Consider the following 24,767-nt stretch of genomic DNA (forward strand, 5'->3'; position numbering starts at 1 on the left):
TATAATGTTAGAGAATTCAGGCATGACTGAATAGTTTTCTAACAGAGGAAAATCCGGATAAATCACCATTACTGTCACTGACAATAAAAAAACAGCCTGCATCAAAATCACTCCTATCAAGACAATATTTTTTCGCCAAACGACTGATCGCACAATCTCAAGCGAGACAATGACCAGAATCAGGAATTACTGGCATACAAGAATTGTTGTTCTCTGCCAGAAGTGATTGCCGCACTGCACAAACATTTAAAACAAGGTATTTTTTGCTATGCCAATGCCGGTGTGACTTTGGCGCAACTAATGGTCTATCGCTTACAGAGCATTTGTGGCGATTGGATGGCGACCTAATGGCTGACCAGGTTGTCTCGTACGCCAGAGGCCTCAATTCAGCCTTGCAGATCAACGATAAGGCTTCGATGAACAACAGCCTTAACCTGCAGACAGTATGGATAAGGTGGCTAGAACGTTGAGCGCCTGTAACGTCCAGTTTTATGGTAGGGAAGAAGACGTCGCATACACCTTATTCTTTGCGAATTAAAGGGTTCTCCTTTGCGATAAGAACCTTTTAATCCTGAAAAATTTATAAATGCCGACAATGCATACATTATGCAGCCCTCCTTAACAGGCGCCATCAGCGTCGTCGATGCACTTGCATAACAGAGGGCGGTTTGGCCCACAACACCTGGTAATTACCTGTGCGCTGTGACACCTCGATCTCCTGATTAACCGTGATGCCTTCAATCACTGTCTCTTGAAGCTTACGGTTTGGCCAACGGATCACCACCTTATCCACTTTTCTGTGTTGCGCCATACCGAAGTGCAACACCAGGGAGTTGGTTGCTCCAAACTGGCCACCTGACTGCACTTCTTTTACCTGCATCATGTCGCCGGCAAAGACTGTGACTCTTGTCCCAACCGCCATGGAGTTAGTATCCAGGGATTCTGCCTTGAGCTTAATCCTGAACCAGTGGTTATCATTGCCTTTATTGCGCAACAGCAGGCTGGGCCAAAGATCGCCAGGTGCAGCACCGCCATTATTAGTCGCAACATCAAGAAAGCCATCATGGTTGAAATCAGCGAACGCTGAACCGTGGCCTTTGCCAAACAATGACAACATCTCAAACGGGGTTATATTGGTGAAGGTATCGTCACCATTGTTTTCATAAAACAGGAACGGTTCAGCCTGCTGCATATAGGGACCACCAGCACCAAACAGCAAATCTTCGTAGCCGTCATTATTCCAGTCGCCATGATTGGAACCCATCATGCCTAACGGGATAAATCGGGAAGACTCAGCAATATTGGTAAATGTACCGTCACCATTATTTTTGAAGATTGTTGTGGCTGAACGCCATTCACGCTCAGAATACCCTTCATCCGCCAGCAGATTGCTGCATGTGCAGATAGGACCAAATCCCCACTTCTCATCAGATGACACCACGTATTGCCCGGCGAACAGATCCATATGGCCATCGTTGTTATAGTCGAACATAAAGGACATATACCCCTTCTGCCCTAACTGCTCGCCCAAACCGGCCTCTTCACTGACATCGGTAAAGGTACCATCCTGGTTATTGCGATAGAGCCACTTCGCATCCCAACCCTGGGCCCAGATATCTGGCCAACCATCATTGTTATAATCCCCGAAACTGATACCTACTGTTGCCTTTGTTCTGAGTCCTGCCCGTTCCGTGGTGTTTTCATACGTACCATCACCCCGATTACGATAAAGGCGATTGGGTCCCCAGTTATCAGCAATGACAATGTCGAGAAAACCATCGAGATCGTAATCTGACCAGGCCACCACCATTCCGGAACCGTCGTTATGAGCGAGTCCTGACGGTTCAGTAATATCCTTAAAGGTCAGATCACCCATATTCTTGAGTATCTGGGTCGGGCCGGGGCCATCGTAGTTGCAACAATGCCTGAACAGATCGGGTCGCCCATCGTTATCCATATCACCTGCACTGAAAATGATCGGGCTGCCTAGGCTGGCCACAAGGTCTTCTGCCGGTATCTTACGAAAGGCTTTTCCTTTCAGGTTCTTATAGATTTGGGGCGGCATGTATTTGCGTTCCCAGACCAGCTCATCCCAGTTGTCGTTATCCAGATCAATGAACGAGATGGAGCCAGTGCCTCCCCAGCGATCAATACCCATCGCCTCAGTAACATCTTCAAACGGAAATGACTCCCAACCCCGGTAGGGAAAGAGGGTACGAATAGAGGATTTTTCGAAAATACCGGAATCGGGTTCATCCAGAAAACGCCGTCCCTGCAATCCCAGTTCAATCAACATCACATGCCAGCGGGTATCCAACACTGAATCGGTCAATAATCGGTTGGCACGTACGCCATAGGGATACGCTTCCCTGTATTGTCCCAGCCGGAAATAGGCCTGACTGATAGCAAAAATAATTGAACCGTTCTGTTCTGCTACCGGGTTGTACTGACCTGATGGTCCATACAATGCCAGTACTGTCTTGAACTCTCCCAGGTACATCAGCAACCAGGCATAATTCTCCAGAGCCCTGACCTTATCGCTGTCCGGTAATTGTTCAATATACGTTGCAATTTTCTTCTGCAATTCATCACGCCGTGCATAGTAATCCGCCTCATGCATGAAGCAGACAATACCGGGGAAAGGTTCGTCACGGATGACAATGTTGCTGATAATGTTGCGGATATAATGCTCATCCGCTTTATCAGCCTCAGCACTGGACGCCTTGCAGTTGTCGTAAAGTTCCGTCGGGAAAAAATTCTGTGATTTCGGTGTTCTGGGTAAATCTGCCGTATTCACAGTGGCGACAGCACCTATCAGAAAAGGGTCATCCCAATCGTTATGCCTGACAACAGGCGCAACAATGGGTTCCGAGGGGCTGACAAAGCCATCGCCAGGCACCGTTGTGCTGTCAGGCTGTTCTTCGGCATGGACATGATTTTCATGTGCCTTTGCCTGTGGCAACACAAAAACCAAAGTCAGCAGGAAACCAGCAAAGAAAAGAAGGTAACGGCGACCGGCGACCGGGTAATCATCCATGAACACACCTTATCCTTGGAGCATTGGGCATCAATGTTAGTAAAGCAGTCCATTGCAAAAGCGACACCCACAGAACGTCCGTGACCCTGCCCCCTTGCAGGGTTAGAATCCATGGGCAACAACAAAACAGCCCGCATCAGGATTACGGCTATCATGACAACAATTTTCGACCAGGTGGTAGATCGCACCCAGACCAACAGCCTGAAATGGGATCGTTATCGGGACCAGGACATCCTGCCTATGTGGGTGGCGGATATGGATTTTCGTTCACCACCGGAAATCATCGTAGCCCTTCACGAACGTATTGAACATGGCGTATTCGGCTACACCCATGCCAGTGACACACTGATTCAACGGGTGGTAGACCGACTCCAGAATCTGTACGACTGGCGGATTGAGCCCGACTGGCTGGTCTGGTTACCCGGCACGGTCTGCGGCCTTAACATCGCCGTACGCGCGGTCGCCGCAGAAGGTGAGACAGTAGCCACGCCGGTACCGGTGTACTACCCCTTCCTGCTGGCGCCACCGCAAGGCGGTCGTCGCATGATCAGCGTTAACTGGCGCCAGGGGGATAATGGCTGGCATCTGGATCTGGATGAACTGGAAAGCCGGATAACCAGTGACACCCGCCTGTTCATGCTCTGCAATCCCCAGAACCCCAATGGTCGTGTACTGAACCGGGAAGAATTGCAGGCTATTGAAGCACTCTGTCGTCGACACGACCTGGTGGTCTGTTCCGACGAAATTCACTGCGATTTGATACTGGATCGACAACGTGAACACATCCCCTACGCCAGCCTGAGCGATTTCAGCTCGGAACGTTCCATCACGCTGATGGCACCTTCCAAAACATTCAATATTGCCGGTCTGGCCTGTGCTTTTGCCGTGATTCCCGACCCGGAACTCCGCAAACAGTTCAACAAGACAAAAGCCGGTATCGTGCCTTCAGCCGACGGCATGATCACCGGGTATACGGCGGCAGAAGCGGCTTATACCCACGGCGAGCCCTGGCGCCTGGCGTTGCTGGATTACCTCCGAGGTAATCACGATTACCTGCTGCAAACCATCAACGAGATGCCCGGCCTTTCCATGCAACCGCTGGAAGCGACCTACCTGGCCTGGATCAATGTGGCCGAGTTGGGCCTGAAAGACCCGAAAGGCTTTTTTGAAGAGCACGGCGTCGGCCTGTCACCGGGTGCGCAGTTCGGTGATCCCGACTACCTGCGCCTGAACTTCGGTTGCCCAAGAAGTCAGCTGGAGCTGGCATTGGAACGGATGCATGCGGCTGTGACGAAACACAGTTAGGACTGTCTCGTAGTGTCCCGGCCGTGCTTTCACAGTATGCTGGGACATCGTTTTGTTTTCATGCTGGTAGCAGGATAGCCGTGCAACACCCATCGTCTTCCGTTTACACCCTTGACCCCATTGGCATTGTCCATTCCTGTTATCGGGAAAAATTCGGCATACCGCGCCAACCCGGATTAGCAACTGCCGCGACAGCCTTTATTGAATTGCTGCCACCGTATCACCGGCCAGAAGCGGTACAGGGACTGGACGGTTTCTCCCACCTCTGGCTTCAGTTTATTTTCCACCAGACTCTGGCGGAAGGCTGGCGTCCCACCATTCGGCCTCCTCGGCTGGGGGGTGAGACACGGGTCGGTGTCTTTGCCAGTCGTTCAACCCACAGACCCAATGGCCTGGGCCTGTCAGTCGTTAAACTGAAAGGTATTGATACCCGGGATGGAAAGGTCATTCTTGAACTGGAAGGCAGTGATCTGCTGGATGGCACTCCGGTTGTGGACATAAAACCCTACCTGCCCTGGGCAGATGCCGTTACCGATGCGCAATGTGGGTTTGCCCCGGAACCGCCACTGAAAAGAGATGTTCGTTTTACACAGGATGCTGCGCTTTCCTGCCAGCACTATGAAGCATCAACAGGACGTCCACTCCAAACACTGGTCATACAGGTGCTGTCACAGGATCCACGTCCGGCCTATCTGCATCGACGTCCCGGACGCAGCCATGGTATACAGCTCTGGGATCAGAACATTCGCTGGCAGGCCAATGACGATCACTTCCTCGTGACTGACATTGAACCTGTCGAGTTATTGCACGAAAGTACTGCATGATCTTTCGGCCTGTGATTGGATAAGGTACAGTAAGCAAACCCTGTCACTGGTGCAGCTGATCTGGCTCAGATCATCTCTGTTCGCCAGTGACTGACAATAATAAGAAACCTGTCCCGAGACAGGTCGGATTCGATCATGAAACAAGCCATTATCCTATCCCTGCTGGTTGCCACTATTGGCATGAGTGGTTGCGCAAGCGTTCAAACCTCCTCGTCGACTGCATCGGCTCAACCGGCAACAACCTCGGAAAGCAACGCTGAAGAGGAACTGAAGGATTTCGCCTATTATTCGAGACCGGCCCGGAACGGCCTGAAAGCCGTCGGCCGCTCCATCTACTGGTTGTTTGACAGTTCCGCCAGCCTGATTGGCGATGGATTGGGTGCAACCCGCGATGCCATTCCTGTCTCTGTTCGCAAAACAGTGTCAGATGGCGCAGCAAAAACCACCGATCTGACCAAGGACGGTGCCCTCTACGCGCTATCTTTCATGCCCGATGATATTCATCCCCTGTTACCGGATGAAATTGTCCGCAGTATTCCTGCACCGTCGGAACCCGAAAAAGCCAATCCTGAAACACTGCCGGAATCAGGTCAGGCCATGGTTTACGTGATCCGTCCCCACTTTACCGGTGTGTTAAATCACTTTGAGGTTTACCTCAACGGCAAAACGCCCGACGACCGGATGGGTTACACACAGCATTATGAGTACCTGGCGTTTCCCGTCGAACCGGGTCGACACACCATATACTCCAAAGGGGAAAACTGGTCTGAAATAGGCATTCAATTACGTGAAGGGGAATTTATCTTCCTGGAACAGAAAGCCAGCCGCGGCCTGTTCCTCAGCAATCAAACCCTGCATAGCCTGCCGCTGGATAAGGCGCGTACCTACCTGGCCTTTACAGAACCCGGCACACTGGAAAGTGGTGAAAGCATGCCGGACTACCGGCGCAATGCGTCACACCTGTTCGCTACGGCCACGGAACGAACAGGCAAACGCCTCGGCGAAGCGACCACTGTTATTACTGAAACACTGTCATTCAACGAGGAATAATTTCAGGTCATTCAGTGGGGTCGCTGGTTGGATGTGGTCACCGTTCCCCGCTGAACCAGTTCTGGTTCAATAACCACTGAGTGCTCGCATTCACCGTTCCCGGCAATCGCTGCGATCAATGTCTCCGCTGCCATCTGGCCCATCTTGTCGCCTGATTGTCGAATCGTCGTCAGTGGCGGACTGGTGTAAGCGGTCAAGGCAATATCGTCGTAACCGATCAGCGCAATATCTTCGGGAATACGTAAGCCCTGTTCCTGAATAGCCCGCATTGCACCCATCGCCATAAGGTCGTTAGCGGCAATCACCGCATCCGGACGCTCTGGAAGATGCAATAAACGACACATGGCTGAATAACCGGATTCACAATCCAGATTCCCATCAATAATCCAGCTGTCCGGAATACCGACGCCCTGTTCAGACGCCGCATGTCGAACACCTTGCAGACGCTCTTCAGTGACGGGATGACGGGATGTATAGCCGATAAAGCCAATCTCACGTTTTCCTTGCGCCAACAGGCAACGGGCTGCCTGATAACCACCCTTGATGGAATCTCCCTTCACCCGTAACGCTTTTATGCCTGCGATATCCGTATCCAACAGCAGTAGAGGCATCTCATTAAGCGTCGCCAGTTGTTGCCGCAACAACGGCGTATCGGCAATCGAGAGAAGAATCAGACCATCCACACGACGCTCAACCAGTGACTGCAGGCAGGCCAGTTGCCGTTGCTCATCATTCGCCGTATTACTGAGCAGCAGCTGGTAGCCCTGACGATAACAGGCGTCCTCAACCCCCTGCACTACTTCCGCAAAAAACGGATTGGCGCTGCGAGTCACCAGCATCCCCAATGTACGGGTGCGACTCTGCTTGAGACTGCGCGCCACCGCGCTGGGTGCATAATGCAACCCAGCGACGGCAGACATCACCTTTTCCGTTGTATCCGGACTGACAAACCGTGTTCCATTCAATACATGCGACACCGTGGAGATCGACACCCCCGCCGCTTTCGCAACATCCTTGATCGTGGCCATATCAGCGTTGGGTATCAGCGACAAGTTGTTCGACTTCTTCCCGGGAAGGAATGGAGGGCTGAGCACCGTCTCGTGTTACCGACAGCGCAGCAGCAGCATTCGCAAAATCAGCTGCCTTATCCAGGCTTTCCCCCTGAGCCAGCGCAACCAGCATGGCGCCATTGAAGGTATCGCCTGCCGCAGTGGTATCCACCGGAGTGACACAATAGCCTTCCACCAGACGACCATTGCCTTCTTCTGAAATCCAGACACCCTGACTGCCCATTGTAACCACAACGGTAGCTATACCCATTGCATGCAGTTTGCCCGCGGCTTCCGCTGCACCCACCACATCATTGACCGGAATTCCTGTGAGCAATTCTGCTTCCGTCTGGTTCGGGGTGATCATATCGACCCGTGCCAACAATTCATCCGGCAGTGCTTTGGCCGGCGCAGGATTCAGCACCACCTTGACGCCAGCATTGTGGGCAATCTCAACCGCTTCCAACAAACCATCCAGCGGCGTTTCGAGTTGCATCAACAGGTAATCACTATCAGCAATTAACACTTGCTGCGCCTGTACCCGGCTGGTTGTCAGTTTGGCATTGGCACCAGGGGCAATCACAATGCAGTTTTCTGCCTGGCTATCCACACAGATCAGTGCAACACCAGTCATTTGATCAGCAACCTGGCACACTGCCTGGGTATCAATACCATCCGTCTGGAAACGCTGGATCATTTCTGAACCAAAGGCATCATCCCCGACACAGGCGATGAAGGCAGTCTGTCCACCCAACCGCGCGCAGGCCACTGCCTGGTTTGCGCCCTTGCCGCCGGGAATCACTTCATAATCCTTTCCGGCCACCGTTTCGCCCGGCTTCGGCAAACGCGGCACCCGCACCAGATGGTCAGCATTCACACTGCCTAGGACCAGAATTTTCTTGCTGCTCATTGTTCCGTTTCCTGGATACAAAAAAGCCGGCGTCTGTCAGGAATACATCCTGCCTGTCGCCGGCCTGATATCAATGACAATCAGTTGGCAATCAGTTGCAGTTCAACCGGGGTGTAGGCGTTGACACTCTTACCATGAAGCACCTTGTCTGCCGTCGCGACAGCCACTTCACCAATCATGTCGGCCTGCTGAGCGACCGTTGCCGCCATCTCACCACTGGCCACGGCCCGGACACCATCTTCGGTACCATCAAAGCCGACGACCATGACATCCATTTGCTGTGCTTCCACAGCACGCAGTGCCCCCAGCGCCATTTCGTCATTCTGGGCGAAAATCGCTTTCACATCGGGATTGGCTTCCAGCAGGTTTTCCGCCACGTTCAGACCTTTGGTCCGGTCAAAGTCTGCGGGCTGACTGGCCACCACTTCAACAGACGTACCACCGAGCGATTGCATAAAACCCTGACCACGCTCACGGGCAGCGGAAGTACCGGGAATACCTTCCAGCTGGATGACTTTTCCGTTACTGCCTATTTTCTCCACGATATAGCGTCCGGCCATTTCACCGCCAGCGGTATTGTCTGATGCTACATGAGATGCCACCTTGCCGCCGGTCGCCCCGCGATCAAGGGTGATCACCGGCACATTACGATTATTTGCTAAACGTACGGCACTGGTCGCTGCATCGGAATCCACCGGGTTCAGCAGTACCAGATCCACGTTCTTCACCAACAGGTCTTCAACATTGGTCATTTCCCGGCTGGAATCATTCTGTGAATCCAGTACCAGCAGTTGATAGCCCAGTTCCTGCGCTTTCTTTTCCGCACCTTCTTTCAAAGTGACAAAAAACGGGTTATTCAGGGTCGACACCACCAGCGCCAGGGTCTTGGGCTGATCTGCAGATTCAGCAGAGGCATTCTTATCACTGTCCTGCTGATTACAACCAGTCAGGATGAAGAGCGATGCCAGAACAACAGACAACAGTTTTTTCATCGTATCCAGAACAGCCCGTGGCTGTACTCCTCCGTCTAGTGAATAGCCTTCAGAAACACATCCCACCACAGCTTGGGTGGTGGGAATAGATATCAATGATTGTGCATTACGCCTTTTTTCCGGTCCGGGTATCCACCAGAACGGCCAGCAGAATGACAGCGGCCTTGGCGATCATCTGGTAGTAAGACGACACATTTAGCATATTCAGTGCATTGTTGAGGATACCGATGATCAATGCGCCCACCAGCGTCCCCATGATGCGACCACGTCCACCAGCCAGACTGGTACCGCCGAGTACTACCGCCGCAATGGCGTCAAGCTCATAACTGGCACCCGCTGTCGGCTGGGCAGAAGAGAGACGCGCTGTGACAATAATGCCCGCTAATGCAGACAAAGCACCGCTGATACCATAAACCGCCAGCTTGATCCGATTCACATTGATACCAGACAAACGAGTCGCTTCCTCATTACCACCCAGAGCGTACACATAGCGGCCCAGGCGGGTGTGATTCAGTACGTACCAAGCAACAGCGAAGACAATGGCCATCAAGTAAATGGGCAGTGGAATGCCCAGGAAATACCCGGTACCCAACCAAGAGAACGCATCAGCGGTGGCAGAGAATCCGGTTGAAATCGGTCGACCATCGGTATAGACCATGGTCACACCACGCAGCAGGGTCATGGTTACCAGGGTTGCGATAAACGGCTGCACACCACCGCGGGCTACGATCAGACCACTGCCACAGCCCAGCATGGCACCCAGCGCCAGCGTTGCGGTCAACGCGAGCACAATGTTGACGTCCATCCCGATGAGTGTGGCGCAAACCGCACCACTCAGTGCCAGGACAGAGCCCACAGAAAGGTCGATGCCACTGGTCAGAATGACAAAGGTCATACCCACAGCAATGATGGCGTTAACTGACGTCTGTCGCAGGATATTCAGCAGGTTATCTACGGTGAAAAAGCTGGGGCTAAACAGCGAGACGGCCAGCATGAACACCAGCAGGGCAATCACGGACTTGTTATCAAACAGGAACTGACGGCTGCAGACACGCTCACGCAGCCGGATTGCCAGGGATTTCTGCTGGTCGGCCATCGACATTGCTTTACTACTCATAATTCTCTCGACATTCACAGCGCTTGCGTGCGACGGCCTACGGCGCACTGCATCAGTTTTTCCTGGTCGGCTTCATGGTGATCAAACTCACCCGTCATTCGGCCGTTATGCATCACCAGAATCCGGTCGCTGATACCCAGCACTTCCGGCAGATCAGACGACACAACAATAATGCTCATGCCCTTGCGCTTGAACTCATTGATCAGCTGGTAGATTTCCTTACGGGCACCTACATCCACACCCCGGGTAGGTTCATCCAGAATCAGCACCCGTGGGTTGTTCAACAGTCCTTTGGCAATCGCCACTTTCTGCTGATTTCCACCACTGAGATTGCGGATCAGCTGGCTGGACGACGGCGTCTTGATATTGAAAGAGCGAATGTAGTCGCTCACGCTGGCCATCTCGGCATTCAGATCCAGCCGACGGGATCGACGGGTAAACTGCGCCAGTGACGACAGCGTCATGTTTTCCCTGACCGGCAGATCCAGCACCAGTCCATCCCCTTTTCGATCCTCGGAGACATAGACAATGCCATGCGCCAGCGCATCTGCCGGACACCGGATAGACACGGCTTCGCCGCCAACTCGGATAACGCCTTCCGTATGCGGCCTGGCGCCAAACAGCGTACGCATCAGCTCTGTACGACCCGCGCCCATCAGGCCGGAAATACCGAGCACCTCGCCGGCCCGCACGCCAAAATGGACATCGTCCAGACCGGGGCCGCTGAGACCCTCGACTTCCAGCACCCAATCACCGGCATCGCACACGAGACGCGGAAACTGATCCGTGATGCTCCGACCCACCATCTTTTCGATGATCATGTCTTCCGTCAGGTCACTGACCGGTGCTTCGCAGACAAACTCACCATCACGCAGAACGGTGACATCGTCACAGATTTCAAAAATCTCTTTCAGGCGGTGAGAGATGTATACAATTCCCCGCCCTTCTTCACGCAACTGACGGATCACTTTGAACAGACTTTCCGTTTCCGTATCGGTCAGTGCATCGGTGGGCTCATCCATGATGATGACCCGGGATTCCATAGAGAGCGCACGGGCAATCTCCACCATCTGCTGCACACCGATACTGAGCGAGCCCACAGGGGTGGTTGGATCAAGATTCATATCGAGACGTTGCAACAATGCAGCGGTATCCGCCAACATTTTGCGACGGTTGATATGACCAAAGCGCCCGACAGGCTCACGGCCCAGGAAGATATTTTCTGCAACAGACAATTCACCAATCAGGTTCAGTTCCTGGTGAATAATGGCAATGCCCTGATCCTGAGAGTCGCGGGGGCCTTTGAAAACAGTTTCTTTGCCCTGATAAGTCAGCGTGCCGGCATCCTTGCTGTAGATACCGGTCATAACCTTCATCAGGGTGGATTTACCTGCGCCATTTTCGCCGAGCAACGCCATCACGCGTCCGGGATAGACGCGCAGTGTCGCCTCATTCAGCGCCTTGACGCCGGGAAACGTTTTCACGATTCCCGTCATTTCCAGGACAGGTTGCACGCTTCTGACCGACATCAGAACACAACCCCGGATTTGAGGATGATGTTGGCATAAGGGGTGAATTCGCCTGTGCGAACAATACCCATCGAATCATGGGTCGCCGCCTTGAAAGCCTCATGGGAGACTTTCAGCACCTCTACCTGCTGCCCCTGATCAGAAGAAAGCTGACCGATACGGGCCATCAGCGCCTGATAGAGTTCCGGACTGGTGTTTGCCATTTCTTCGGCAATGATGACGGATTCCACCTGCATTTCTGCCAGCAGAACCTCAAGGGTTTCCAGGAAACCCGGCACGCCTTCGGTGAGGGCAAGGTCGATACGGTGGCTGCCAGACGGAATCGGCAACCCGGCGTCGGCGACGGTCACAGACTGGCCATGCCCCAGTGAGGCGATCAGCCCGGACAGTTCGGAATTGAGGAGTCTGCCTTTCTTCATGCGTTATCACGATACTGCAGTGATGAGAGAAAACGTTTACGCAAACGTTTTCCTGAATGGATGCGGACTATAAAGCAGAGACTTTTACTACGCCATTGACGCAGATCAAAAAACAACAACACCAAACGCGAGCCAAGGCGATTGCCAACAGATTCGAACAGCACATGAACACACAGGATAGTCGCTGCCTGACGGCCACGCCTTCTGATAGACTTCCCTTGTTATCACCCTATACAGACAGACTGACCATGATTATCCCGCCCAACATGCTGGAAGAAGCCACCCTGAAACGCCTGGTGGAGGAGTTCGTCACCCGTGATGGCACGGACAATGGTGATGATTCTTCGCTACAGCAGCGAGTCAATGCGGTAATGAATCAACTCGCGCTGAAGCAGGTTGTGATCGTTTATGATGATGTGACGGAAACGGCCAACATCGTTCCGGCAGACACCATAGCAATGGCGTAAATATGGTATTGACCGGCAAACAGCATGCCCTTGAATGGATCAACCGGTTTCTCGACGGGGTAGAAGACGCCGTCAAGGCACCGGTTAAAGACCGGGAAGAGGCATCAGAACAAGCAAAGAAACCACTGGTTTGCCGGTATTGCCTGAACCCAATCACGACAAAAGCCGCTGCCATGAGCATGGCCGGCCAGCATCGTCACAGCAGGTGCAACCCCCATGGCTACTTTTTTCACTTTGGCTGTTTCAGCGACGCACCGGGTTGCCGGATCATCGGTACCCCTGTCACCACGGATAGCTGGTTCAACGGCTACGCCTGGCAAATCGCCAACTGCAGTCATTGCCAAGTGCATCTGGGCTGGTACTTTTCCGGGCAGTCGCCAACGTTCTTCGGTTTATTGCATAACCGTTTGACGCATACACCATAAACCCTGTCATATCCATAGCAGTCCAACCGTCAATGACACACATCAGCACTTATGTACTTGGGCATTGCCGGTTTGGCATCAACTCACTGGATTACGCACTTCCGTTCAGCCGATAGATCACGGATAGTCAGGGCATCCGATAAAAACACCCAGACTTGACGGAAAGCTGTTCATGTTCACGCTGTTGAAAAATGCCAATCTCTACGCCCCGGACCCTATGGGAAAAAAGGATGTTCTGATTTGCCAGCATCTCATCGCCCATATTGCCGACCACATCGACAGCGCGGGCCTGCCTGGCCCTTGTGACATCATGGACCTGGAAGGTGCTATTCTCGCCCCCGGCCTGATTGATCAGCATATCCATCTCATTGGCGGTGGAGGCGAAGGGGGATTTCACAGTCGCACACCACAGGTCACCCTGTCGAAGCTGGCAGAGGCGGGCATCACAACGGTCGTGGGGGTCATGGGCACTGACGGCACCACTCGCACCCAGCGGGATCTGTTCGCCAAAGCCAGGGCGCTTGAAACCGAAGGCCTGACTGCCTACATGCACACCGGATCCTATGAAGTGCCAACACACACTATCACAGGGGCAATTCGTGATGACCTGGTCTTCATTGACAACGTGCTGGGGGTGAAGATTGCGCTCGCAGACCATCGCTGTTCATTCCCCACCACGGATGAACTGGCTCGCATCGTGTCCGACATTCGTATAGCCGGCATGATTTCAGGCAAGAAAGGCCTGCTGCATATCCACATGGGAGAACTGGACAACCCCTTCGGGCAGATCAATGCCCTGGTCGACAAAGGCCTTGCCATTAAACATTTCTCACCCACCCATGTGAGCCGCGCCCCTCACGTCTTCGATGATGCGATCCGTTTTGCCAAACGGGGCGGATATATCGATATGACGCCCGATGCCAGCTATGCCGATCCCGTAGATTTGCTTTATAAAGCGCTGGAAGCCGGGGCACCTGCCAACCGGATCACCTTCAGCTCGGATGGCAATGGCAGCATGCCGCTCTTTGATCAGTCAGGCACACTGACAGGGATCACTGCCGCCCCGGTAGATGCCTGCCTGAAAACATTGCAACAGCTTGTTCAATCCTCAATGCCGCTGGAAAAAGCACTACCTTTCTTTAGCACCAACGTTGCTGAATCTCTGGGGATCCAAAAAGGACAAATAGCAACCGGAGAATCAGCTGATTTCATGGTGCTAGATGATAACCTGCAGATAACCCATGTAATATCGCGCGGTAAAACGCTAATTCTCGATAGCAAAGTCTGCGTTAAAGGAAATTTTGAGTAAGTCTCACCAAATAAAAGGGGAATTAACATCCCCTTTTATTTTCACACACATCATTAAAACTATTAACAATTAAAAATCAGTCTTTTATAACAAAGTAAGAAACATCATCATAGAATCACTTTTTTCACAAAAAGCGAGGAACTTTTCAACATATCCTCCCTCAAAGTGAATAACGAAGGAATGCCTGTTAATTATCAGGGCTTGGAGAATAGTTATGTTTTCGACTGCAATGATCGCTTGGGGTGGGTTTACCGGACGCTCTCTCGCAATACAACATATGCCAAATGTAGTGAACGGCTTAATTAATCGCTGTGTTTCAAGCACGGCTCCACGATTTCTACTTAGGTATACAGTACATGGCTTGATTGGACCTTACTATGGCTATGTAGGCGGTGCAGTTGGCGCCGGACTCGTTGCATCAGCCCCTGCACTTAAGAAAGGTATTAATGATTATGCCGTTACACCTGCTACAACCGCTTTGACTAATTACTGTCGCCAACCCACTCAAACAGTACTCTCAAAGGCAGATGACGCTCATTCCTCGATCTCATCAAATGACCAAACTATAGCATCTGTCGTATTTGGTGCGCATAAATTCAAAGCCGTTGATAGTGACGATGACGCCTGGTTAATTGAAAAAGGCGAATTAACAGACATCGCAAAACAAGTGTCTGGCTCAGAAACCATCTCTACGCAATATGGTACTACTGATGAGGAATTCAGCATAGTGGACTGTTACAAAGAACAAAGTGAGATGAGAGAAATCAATCGGCCATTACTTAAATCAATTCAGGAAAAATTCGATCAAAAAGATTAACGGCAGACATGGATTGATCCACAAAAAATCAGCCCATGTCTTGTCGACATGATTATCATGGCCTGATGATTAACAATTTGGCAAAAGCAGTAATTACAGGATACAAAGCCATTTAATATGCGACATTTCTGGTTACCTTTCACCCGAGGTTAATCACCGAAGTAGCTTCCACTCTAACAGGAATACCGAATCCCCAGCCGTTAAAGCAATCCCTACATTCTCCATGTACGATAGACAAGACGCTCTTCTTCACCATAGATGACCATCTCTACAGATGACAGATCTGTCAGACAGCATATTTGACCCTGTCCAATTTTGATAACAACATTGAGTTCAATCGCCCAAATCCCAACATAACGGTGTACGTCGAAAGGCTTTATGAAGCTCTATAGCCATCAAGGCAGGTAGATCCATATAGGTTAAATATCAACCTGAATTGTATGATTTCAGAAGCAGGTTGATAACTTCTTTAAGCCTACTCATAGTTAGTCTAAACGGCTTGATAAGTAGAATAACGCTATAAATTACACCGCCGTAACTGCTCCCCATACTCACCGGCTCGCCATTTCACCTTCTTAGCCACATTCATCAGCCAGGGTTTCTTGTTGTAGGTCCCCCGTCGGTAACCTGCCCAGCCTTCATGGTAATTAAGATATTGCTTGTCAGCATGCCAGAGTGATACACCATTCTTTTTCCGACTGGTATTGGTGTACCAACCAATAAAATCGATGGCATCCTCAAAATCTTCCCGACTCTGGAACCAACCACTGACTTCATTGGTGTACATATCCCAGGTACCGTCCTGCGCCTGAGCATAGCCATAGGCGGATGATCGGCGAGGCAACGGGATAAAGAGAAACCAGGGCCGTGGCGGACGTGCATCATGCCGGAACCGGGATTCCTGATGCATGATGGCCATCATCACCTGAACAGGCGTTCCCCAACGCTCATTGGAGCGCTTCGCCGCTTTATACCAGGACGACTTTTCCTTGAAAATCTTGCACAGATTATCAGGACGTGCCGGCGGCGTAGTGGACGCGCAACCGGCCAGCAGCAATAACAGTCCCGTCAGTATGACGCCCGACAGGCGCCTCATGACATGACAATCCCATGATCCTGAAGAAATGCCATAAAAGCCTCCTCATCCATGACAGAAACACCCAGGCTTTGCGCCTTGGTCAGTTTGGAACCCGCCTTTTCACCCGCAACTAATTGCGTTGTTTTAGCAGACACAGAACCGGCGACTTTCGCACCCAGTGACTGCAGATGCGCCTTGCCCTCGTCTCGGGTCATTGCGGTCAAAGTGCCGGTCAGCACCCAGGTCTGCCCTGCCAATGGCAGTGCATCCAACTGCGCCGGCTTCTCAATAGCTGGCCAATTGAGACCTTGTGCCAGCAAGGCTTCGATCACTTCCCGGTTATGCGCCTGCTGGAAAAACAGTGCTATATGCTGAGCCACAATGGGACCCACATCATCAGCCGTTTGAAGATCTTCCACACTGGCTGCTTCAAGCGCGTCTAATGTGCAGAAGTGACTCGCCAGCGTAGCAGCCGTTGCCTCACCGACTTCCCGAATACCCAGTGAGTAGATAAATCGCGCCAACGTCGTTGTTTTGCTGGCCTTCAGCGCTGCCACCAAATTGGCTGCTGATTTCGCCCCCATTCGCTCAAGCCGGATCAGCTGCTCTTCCGTCAGACGGAACAGATCCGCAATGGTGTTCACCAGTTCCTTGTCAACCAGCTGCTCGATCAGTTTTTCACCCAGCCCATCGACATCCATGGCCTTTCTGGAAGCAAAGTGCCGTATCGCTTCTTTACGCTGTGCTGAGCAGTACAAACCACCCGTACAGCGGGCGACGGTCTCTTCTTCACTGCGCTCAATATCAGAGCCACAGACCGGACAGGCTTCTGGCAGTGACGGTGGCAAAGTGCCTTCCGGCCTTTTCTCCAGCACCACTTTCACGACCTGCGGAATCACATCGCCGGCCCGCCGAATGATGACGGTATCACCGACCCGCGCATCCAGCCGCTCCACCTCATCCATATTGTGTAACGTGGCATTACTGACCGTAACCCCGCCCACGAATACAGGCTCCAAGCGTGCAACAGGCGTAATCGCACCGGTTCTGCCTACCTGGAATTCGATACTTTTCAGTACCGTCATTTCCTCCTGAGCCGGAAATTTCCGGGCAATGGCCCAACGCGGCGCACGGGCAACAAAGCCCAGCTGCTGCTGGAGTTTGAGGTCGTTCACCTTGAACACAATGCCATCAATGTCATAGGACAGATTGTCCCGTTTTGTCGCCAGATTCTCATAGTAGTCGGCACAGGCCTGTATGCCTGTAACGATTCGCATCTCCGGATTGATTTTCAGACCCCAACCCTGGAATTGCATCAGCACATCGCCATGCTTATCGGGTAACGTACCGCCTTCAACCAAACCCGCACTGTAGCAACACATTTCCAGCGGTCTGTTAGCGGTAATCCGGGGATCAAGCTGTCGAAGACTACCGGCCGCAGCATTACGGGGGTTAACAAACGTCTTCTCGCCGGCTTTCATCGCTTTTTCATTCAAAGCCGCAAAGCCGGCGCGAGGCATATAGATTTCACCGCGCACTTCCAATCGCGCAGGCCATTCAGTCCCGAGCAGCTTCAATGGAATTGAAGGAATGGTTCTGACATTGAGCGTGATATCTTCCCCGGTCTGCCCATCCCCACGGGTTGCCCCTCTGATCAGCAGGCCATCTTCATAGAGCAAGCTGACAGCAATACCATCCAGCTTCGGCTCACAGGCATATTCAATGGTGGCATCGGACTTGAGTCGATCATGGATACGGCGATCGAAGTCCTGTAGATCGTCCTGGCTGAAGGCGTTATCGAGGGAAAGCATGGGAACTTCATGTCGGACCTGGCCAAACTTGGCCAGCGGTTGAGCCCCCACACGCTGGGTTGGAGAGTCAGCACTGACCAGTTCAGGGTTCTGCGATTCAAGCGCCTTGAGTTCCTGCATCAGGCGATCGTATTCACTGTCAGATACAGCCGGGTCATCCAGCACATAATAACGGTAATTATGCTGGTTAATGGTTGTGCGTAACGCCTCAAGCTGCTGGCTGACTTCTTCTATCGACATGAAACTATCCGGGAACTTCAAATAAAACTGGCCATACCTGTGAGGGTATGGCCAGATAAACTCGTCTTACCAACAGCGCCAACAGTGTGCGCTGTTATGAATGCCGTCGCGATTCAGACCCTGGCCCTGTTATTTCGGCGATGTGTCATCCTGCGACGCTCGAAATCGCTGATACGCTGGCGGTAGTGCTCCAGTGTCTGTTGCGTCAGCACACTGTGACGTTCATCCTTCAGCACACCACCCAGTTCTTCAGCAATATGGTAAACCGCTTCCACCATAATCCGGAACGCCTGCATGGATTCCGACCCGTCAGGCCCGGGTAATCCCATAAAGAAACTCAGCGCCGTTGTTGAGTCCTCTTCCATCGTTTTCAGATTGAAGGTACCGGGCTCAACACCGTTAGCCACACTGAAGAGGATATCGCCGCGTCCATCCGTTTGAATATGACGGTGGAAGATATTCATCTCACCAAAGCGCAACCCTTCAGACATGAACAGCGCAAACAGATCACTGCCCGCAAAGGCCTCCCCTTTACGTGCCATCAGGTTAATGATCAAAACCTCTTCAACCTGCTTGAGTGCACCTTGATGTGATTCTGAGAAATCGGGCTCTACAGGCTCCGGCTCACGTGCCGAGAGGACGTCTCTATCATGCTTAGGCGCTGAAGGCTTTTCCTTCGCAACAATTACCTCATCCTCAGCACTACCGTTGAGACGCTCGTCATCAACATCCATCAACACAGGAACAGGCTGTTCAAGATCAAGACTCTGCTGCCCTTTTTCGGTCTCGTATTGCTCTACAGGCGGTTCTTCTACCCTTGAAACCCTGACCGCCGATACAATCCCGTCGTCATCATACCCGTCATCATCATGAGTCTGTTCTAACGGTTGCTTAACCGGAACATCCTCTACCACTTTGCGGGGCGGTGAATCGGACAAATCAGAAATAAACGGCTCTACGCGTTTATCTTCCGCAAAGTCATCCGCTGTTGTCAGACTATCCCTGCGATCGGGCATATCATGACCGGCAGGACGGGCGCCACCATTCGGCAACTCGCTGCTGTATTCATCATCCTGCCACTTGATCTCTTCAAGCCCGAAATTCAGCTCATTAGCTCGACGGCGGTGAAGCCAAACACGACGAAAGCCGTCTGCAATAATCAGCACGACAGCCAACACGCCCAGAATGATCAGCCAGTCACGAAAACTCATGCCTTTGGTTACCCGTTAACCCTGTAAATTGCGTTCCATTGCCTGGGACTGTTCATTATTACGCTCAACTTACGCATCCCATGCAGCCACCGGTGGAATAGCTGAATTTAAACGCAATCGCTTGTCAATCACAATATCGCAAAACTACATAAACAGCCGTAAGACGTCGTCTTTTTCAGTCTGGCAAAAAAGTGGGGCCATATCGACCCCTTTTGCACTTTTCTTACACGCTTATACGGCTGCCAGTGCTGCTGCCTGTTCGATATCCACCGAAACCGGTCGGGATACACCCGGCTCATGCATGGTCACACCGATTAACTGGTTCGCCGCTTCCATCGCAATCTTGTTGTGACTGATATAAATGAACTGCACCTTTTCCGACATCTCCGTCACCATGCGTGCATAGCGACCCACGTTGGCATCATCCAATGGCGCATCAACCTCATCCAGCATACAGAAAGGCGATGGATTCAACTGGAAGATTGCAAAGACCAGCGCAATCGCCGTCAATGCCTTTTCACCACCGGAAAGCAGGTGGATGGTACTGTTCTTCTTGCCCGGTGGCTGTGCCATGATGGCAACACCGGTATCGAGAAGATCATCACCAGTTAATTCCAGGTACGCGCGCCCACCACCGAACACTTTGGGGAACAGCTCCTGCAAGCCGCTGTTGACGCGCTCAAACGTATGCTGGAAGCGGTTACGGGTTTCCTTATCAATCTTTCTGATGGCGCCTTCCAGCGTCGCAATGGCTTCGGTCAGGTCTTCATTTTGGGCATCAAGATAACGCTTGCGCTCAGACTGCTGCTCATACTCTTCAATCGCCGCCAGATTAATTGCGCCCAAACGCTGAATACGGGTTTCCAGACGTTCAAGCTCTTCTTCCCAGGCTGACTCTGACGCCTCTTCCGGCAGGTTCGCCAGAACTGTTTCCAGATCAAACTGATCTTCTTCCAGCTGTTCCTGCAAGGTTGTGCGACGCACCTGCAGGGCCTGCCAGTCCATCCGAAGTTTTTCGAGACGATCACGCAACAACTGGGCTTCGTGCTCTGCCTCACCACGGTTTTTCTCATAGTCCCGCATCTGATGTTCAACATCTTCCAGCAGACGACGGGCTTCCATCATTTCTTCTTCAACTTCTACCCGTTGTGCCAGCAACTCTTCCAGTTCAATCTGCAGGTCTTCAACCGGGTCATCGCTCTGAGCCAGATTCTCCCGCAACTGCGAAAGGCGCTCATCCAGCCGCTCTCCTTGAGTCTTTAAACGCTCAACGGCCTGTCGAGTAGAATCAATCTGCGCCGTCAGGGACTGCTTACGCAACTCCAGCTGATGAGCCATATCCTTACTGTGGCGGGCAGTCTGACGAATACGATCCAGATCCGTTCGAATCTCATCCCGACGGGAAAGCAATGTCTCACGACGCTCAGCATCCCCTTCCATGCAATCCAGCGCTTCCTGCAGCCGCAACCGAGACTCGCCCATAGACTCCTGCTCGATGGATTGCTGCTCTTCAATCTCAGAAATCTCTTCCTGCAAGCGGCTGTAGCGAGTCAGCAGCTGTTCGACACGGACCTTTCGGGCACTCAAATCTGACTGCAGCTCGCTTTCCTGACGATTCAGTGAAGAAAGCTGGCGCTGACCATCTTCGCGGGTTTGCTCCAGCTGCTCCAAACGTTCGTGGTTTTCCGTCAGTGATTCTGACAACGCCTGTTCCTGATCATCCAGCTCAGCCAGCTCAAGCTCCAGCGCTTCAATTTCCTGCTGACGCGCCAGGATGCCTGTTCCAGCATCATTATCGCGTATCACACGTAACCAGTTGGAACCCAGCCAGACACCATCCTGCGTAACTACAGACTCACCTGGCGCCAACTTGGGTCGTAGAGCGAGAGCTTCGTCTAACGTAGTGGCGCCATAGATACCCTGAAGCAACGTCTCTGCGGCTTCCGCACCGTCAACACAATCGCTCAACGCCGTCGCCTTATCCATCGACTGCCCGGCGGACGACGCTGCGCTGTTGCTGGCAAGAAATGTCAGGTTGGCTTCCACCATGGAATCCAGTACTGTCGCAACCGCATCCACATCATCGACACAGACAGCCTGGAGATAATCGCCCAACACCGTTTCAACGGCTGTTTCCCAGCCCGCCTTGACCTTGATCTGCTGACCGAGTCTAGGTTTATCTGCCAAACCTTGTCCTTCGAGCCATTCAATACCGCCGTCACTATGACCCAGTGCTGCCTGTTGAAGTGCCTGCAATGACGCAAAACGGCCACGCGCTTCATTCAATCGACGACTGCAGTCATCTTTCTGCCTGGTGGCGTCGGCTATTGCCTGCCTAACGGTATGAATCTGCTCACCCGTTTCTTCCTGAGTGTGCTGTAACGTCTCAATCTGCAATTCCAGCTCAGTCAGCTGTTCGGTGAGCAGCTCTATTTCTTCTTCAACAGGTTCGGCCTGAAGCCCGGAAATCTCTTCCTGATGTTTTCTGAGACGCTCTTCCAGACGATCCAGAACCTGCTCAAGATGCTGGATTTTGGACTGTTCTATCTCGGCCTCGCGACGTGACTCACTGGCAGAATGGTTAAACTCATCCCAAGCGTGCTGCCAGGTCTGCATGGATTCTTCCGCCTCCATCAGCGCCATGGCATGCTCTTCTTCACCGGCAAGACTCAGTTCCAGCTCTGGCTCAATGGCCAGCACTTCTTCTTCCAGTTGTTCAAGCTTGAACTGATCCGCTTCCAGATTTTCCCGATTCTCCCGCCAGGCAGCTTCGGCCTCCTGAAGATCCCGACTTAACTGATCCGCACGTTCGCGACGGTGCGCAATGGTCTGCTCCAACTTGGTAATTTCATTACCGGTGCTGTAATAGCGGCTCTGCACCTGATTAAAACTGTCCGCATATTCCGTCTGGCTCTGGCGCAGTTTTTCAATATCCGTATCGCTGGAACGTTGCTTGGCAATCGCGGCTTCCAGTCGAATTTCGAATTCACGGATGGCACTTTCCTGGGACTTCGCGCCAGTATCAACACTCTGCCAGCGCAGGGCATGTAATTGAGCACGCTTTAAGCGTTCTTCCTGTTTGTACTGTTTGTACTTCTCTGCCGCCTCGGCCTGACGCTTCAGATGCGACAGTTGACGTTCAAGCTCTTCACGCAGGTCAGTGAGACGTTCCAGGTTCTCATTGGTTCGACGCAACCGGTTTTCCGTTTCACGACGACGTTCTTTATAACGGGAAATACCCGCCGCTTCTTCAATGAAAACCCGCAGTTCTTCAGGCTTGGATTCAATCAGGTTAGAGATAATGCCCTGACTGATAATGGCGTAACTTCTCGGCCCCAGACCGGTACCGAGAAAGATATCCATAATATCTTTGCGTCGGCACTTGTTGCCGTTGAGGAAGTAGGTGTTCTGGGCATCACTGGTGAGCTTACGCTTGACGGAAATTTCACTGTAAGCGGCATATTCACCGGTGATCCGACCTTCGTTGTTATCAAACACCAGCTCCACATGGGCATAACTGGCGGGCTTCCGGCTGTTGGAGCCCTTGAAGATAACATCGGTCATGGAGTCGCCCCGCAGGTTCTTGGCGGAGGACTCCCCCATTACCCAGCGGACGGCATCAATAATATTGGACTTTCCGCAACCGTTGGGGCCGACAACGCCACACATGTTGCTGGGAAAATATACGGTGGTCGGGTCTACAAACGACTTGAACCCGGACAATTTGATACATTTAAGACGCATGGAGTCCTGAAATCCTGTTCTGAGACAGCGTTGGGTCTATCTGGCTCAGGGCTGTTGTCGCACTCTTGTGTCATTTGCCTGGCAACGGCTGTCAGCGCCTATCCTTGACGCCAGGAACACCGGACTGCGGCCGCCGTTTGGTCACTGCTGGAGGCTGCATCCAGTAACGGGTACTACAGGCTGTAATGCCAAATGCACACATTCTGTGTAGTTTAACCACAAAAGTTATTAGAACAGGTTAGGCTTGGGAATTGCAACTGCGGCTACTAACAGGGTTGACAGTGAGACTGTCAACGCCCTCTTTATCGGATTCCCTTTCAGCCCAGAAGGGCTCGTTCTGTATAGTCAAACAACAACTTCACGCTTATTGATTTTCTGTGGACTCAGCACATCATGTAGCGCATCGATCGCCATATCCGGGGTAATATCAATCAGGCTCTGATGATATCCCTGCTCGCTATCGCCTTTCCGAATTTTAAGATATCCCTTAATTAATCGAAGCACTTTGGCCTGATCGCTCAAGGGCGGGGTAAAGTCCGGACTGGACGGACCATAGAGCGCTACCAATGGCAACCCAACAGCTGCCGCGACATGCATGAGCCCTGAATCATTACTGATGGCAGCTCGACATTGCGAGAGGATTCCTACCGCCTGTCCCAGCGACGTTTTGCCTGCCAGATTGATGCATCCACCTCGATGTACAGGTGCAATAGCATCGACAATAGCGTCCCCGACCGCCCTGTCATTGTCAGAACCAAACAGTAATACCTGCCAGCCTTGAGCAATCATGGATTCAGCGACTTTGGCATAGTGATAGTCAGGCCAACGCTTCGCGGGACCAAACTCTGCACCCGGGCAAAGTGCCAATGTGGGCTGCCCCATATTCAGGGAAAAGGATTGCAATGTCTGTTGCACGCTTGCAGGATCAACAACCAGTTGAGGCTTCAATAAAGGTTCAGGAATCGCCTGTGCGGATGTCATTGCAGATTTATCAAATGCCAACGCGACATAACGCTGAACCATTAACGGAAACGCGTGAGCATCCAGAGTACGGATATCATTCAGCAGACCATAGCGCATCTCGCCACGCCAACCGGTACGTTTTGGAATGCCGGCAAACCACGGAACCAGTGCAGATTTAAGTGAACCGGGCAAAACAATCGCTTGATCATAATGTCTGGATTTCAGGGATAGTCCCAGCTTTCGTCGTACACCAAGCTCCAGCTTGCCATGACCCAACGGCATGGCTATCGCCTCATTCACTTCAGGCATGCAATCCAGCAGTGGACGGCACCATGCCGGCGCCATCACGTCGATGACGGCGTCCGGGTGCCGGACTTTGAGTGTGCGATAAAGGCTTTGCGACATCACCATGTCGCCAACCCAGGAGGGACCAATGACCAAAATTTTCACTGCCAATTCCTGAAGCGTCG

The 24,767-nt window shown here is 52.2% G+C and carries 19 protein-coding genes; 7 read left to right on the forward strand and 12 right to left on the reverse strand.

The window, feature by feature from the left end:
• Positions 1-631 precede the first annotated feature (631 nt).
• On the reverse strand, positions 632-3,037 hold the full coding sequence (locus tag AC27K1_RS09335) for an FG-GAP-like repeat-containing protein (RefSeq protein ID WP_487150031.1): 2,406 nt from the start codon (positions 3,035-3,037) through the stop codon (positions 632-634).
• A gap of 153 nt (positions 3,038-3,190) precedes the next feature.
• On the opposite strand from AC27K1_RS09335, the gene AC27K1_RS09340 reads away from it, so the two are divergent.
• The 3 genes from AC27K1_RS09340 to AC27K1_RS09350 all read left to right on the forward strand — a co-directional run bounded on the left by AC27K1_RS09340 (position 3,191) and on the right by AC27K1_RS09350 (position 6,216).
• On the forward strand, positions 3,191-4,342 hold the full coding sequence (locus tag AC27K1_RS09340) for a MalY/PatB family protein (RefSeq protein ID WP_487150033.1): 1,152 nt from the start codon (positions 3,191-3,193) through the stop codon (positions 4,340-4,342).
• Positions 4,343-4,422: 80 nt separating this feature from the next.
• Positions 4,423-5,166 (forward strand): tRNA (N6-threonylcarbamoyladenosine(37)-N6)-methyltransferase TrmO, encoded by a 744-nt coding sequence (gene tsaA / locus AC27K1_RS09345; RefSeq protein WP_487150034.1) that lies wholly within the window; start codon positions 4,423-4,425, stop codon positions 5,164-5,166.
• Positions 5,167-5,301: 135 nt separating this feature from the next.
• Positions 5,302-6,216, forward strand: a complete 915-nt coding sequence (locus AC27K1_RS09350) for a hypothetical protein (protein WP_487150035.1) — start codon at positions 5,302-5,304, stop codon at positions 6,214-6,216.
• Positions 6,217-6,227: 11 nt separating this feature from the next.
• Here the strand turns inward: AC27K1_RS09350 and AC27K1_RS09355 are convergent, their stop codons facing one another.
• The 6 genes from AC27K1_RS09355 to rbsD all read right to left on the reverse strand — a co-directional run bounded on the left by AC27K1_RS09355 (position 6,228) and on the right by rbsD (position 12,232).
• On the reverse strand, positions 6,228-7,268 hold the full coding sequence (locus AC27K1_RS09355) for a substrate-binding domain-containing protein (RefSeq protein ID WP_487150037.1): 1,041 nt from the start codon (positions 7,266-7,268) through the stop codon (positions 6,228-6,230).
• On the reverse strand, positions 7,246-8,175 hold the full coding sequence (rbsK, locus tag AC27K1_RS09360; RefSeq protein WP_487150038.1) for a ribokinase: 930 nt from the start codon (positions 8,173-8,175) through the stop codon (positions 7,246-7,248). The genes AC27K1_RS09355 and rbsK overlap by 23 nt, the downstream gene beginning before the upstream one ends.
• Positions 8,176-8,255: 80 nt before the next feature.
• Entirely contained in the window at positions 8,256-9,167 is a 912-nt protein-coding gene (gene rbsB / locus AC27K1_RS09365) for a ribose ABC transporter substrate-binding protein RbsB (RefSeq protein WP_487150040.1), read from the reverse strand.
• Positions 9,168-9,273: 106 nt separating this feature from the next.
• Positions 9,274-10,284, reverse strand: coding sequence for a ribose ABC transporter permease (rbsC, locus tag AC27K1_RS09370; RefSeq protein WP_487150042.1), 1,011 nt, complete (start codon positions 10,282-10,284; stop codon positions 9,274-9,276).
• Between the two features lie 14 nt (positions 10,285-10,298).
• Positions 10,299-11,813, reverse strand: a complete 1,515-nt coding sequence (gene rbsA / locus AC27K1_RS09375; protein WP_487150043.1) for a ribose ABC transporter ATP-binding protein RbsA — start codon at positions 11,811-11,813, stop codon at positions 10,299-10,301.
• Positions 11,813-12,232 (reverse strand): D-ribose pyranase, encoded by a 420-nt coding sequence (gene rbsD, locus AC27K1_RS09380; protein WP_487150044.1) that lies wholly within the window; start codon positions 12,230-12,232, stop codon positions 11,813-11,815. The genes rbsA and rbsD overlap by 1 nt, the downstream gene beginning before the upstream one ends.
• A gap of 164 nt (positions 12,233-12,396) precedes the next feature.
• Here rbsD and AC27K1_RS09385 point away from each other — a divergent pair, with 164 nt between their 5' ends.
• The 4 genes from AC27K1_RS09385 to AC27K1_RS09400 all read left to right on the forward strand — a co-directional run bounded on the left by AC27K1_RS09385 (position 12,397) and on the right by AC27K1_RS09400 (position 15,250).
• Positions 12,397-12,699, forward strand: a complete 303-nt coding sequence (locus tag AC27K1_RS09385) for a YheU family protein (RefSeq protein WP_487150046.1) — start codon at positions 12,397-12,399, stop codon at positions 12,697-12,699.
• A 2-nt stretch (positions 12,700-12,701) separates the two neighbouring features.
• Positions 12,702-13,124: a cereblon family protein gene (locus AC27K1_RS09390; protein ID WP_487150048.1), complete on the forward strand. Its 423-nt coding sequence runs from the start codon at positions 12,702-12,704 to the stop codon at positions 13,122-13,124.
• Positions 13,125-13,296: 172 nt separating this feature from the next.
• A complete protein-coding gene (gene iadA / locus AC27K1_RS09395) occupies positions 13,297-14,433 on the forward strand; it encodes a beta-aspartyl-peptidase (RefSeq protein ID WP_487150049.1) in 1,137 nt (378 codons plus the stop codon).
• Positions 14,434-14,647: 214 nt separating this feature from the next.
• Positions 14,648-15,250 carry a hypothetical protein gene (locus AC27K1_RS09400; RefSeq protein WP_487150050.1) on the forward strand — a complete coding sequence of 201 codons (603 nt, stop codon included), beginning with the start codon at positions 14,648-14,650 and terminating at the stop codon, positions 15,248-15,250.
• Positions 15,251-15,767: 517 nt separating this feature from the next.
• On the opposite strand, the gene AC27K1_RS09405 is transcribed toward AC27K1_RS09400, so the two are convergent.
• The 5 genes from AC27K1_RS09405 to rfaF form a co-directional block, all read right to left on the reverse strand.
• Positions 15,768-16,346 carry a transglycosylase SLT domain-containing protein gene (locus tag AC27K1_RS09405; protein WP_487150051.1) on the reverse strand — a complete coding sequence of 193 codons (579 nt, stop codon included), beginning with the start codon at positions 16,344-16,346 and terminating at the stop codon, positions 15,768-15,770.
• A complete protein-coding gene (gene ligA / locus AC27K1_RS09410; protein WP_487150053.1) occupies positions 16,343-18,379 on the reverse strand; it encodes an NAD-dependent DNA ligase LigA in 2,037 nt (678 codons plus the stop codon). The genes AC27K1_RS09405 and ligA overlap by 4 nt, the downstream gene beginning before the upstream one ends.
• Before the next feature lie 113 nt (positions 18,380-18,492).
• Positions 18,493-19,590, reverse strand: coding sequence for a cell division protein ZipA (gene zipA / locus AC27K1_RS09415; protein ID WP_487150054.1), 1,098 nt, complete (start codon positions 19,588-19,590; stop codon positions 18,493-18,495).
• A 231-nt stretch (positions 19,591-19,821) separates the two neighbouring features.
• A complete protein-coding gene (smc, locus tag AC27K1_RS09420; protein ID WP_487150055.1) occupies positions 19,822-23,334 on the reverse strand; it encodes a chromosome segregation protein SMC in 3,513 nt (1,170 codons plus the stop codon).
• Positions 23,335-23,679: 345 nt separating this feature from the next.
• The gene (rfaF, locus tag AC27K1_RS09425; protein ID WP_487150057.1) at positions 23,680-24,747 is read right to left on the reverse strand and encodes an ADP-heptose--LPS heptosyltransferase RfaF; all 1,068 of its coding nucleotides are present in this window, start codon (positions 24,745-24,747) and stop codon (positions 23,680-23,682) included.
• Positions 24,748-24,767: the final 20 nt, after the last annotated feature.

The organism is Kistimonas ophiarachnellae (genome assembly GCF_057552235.1).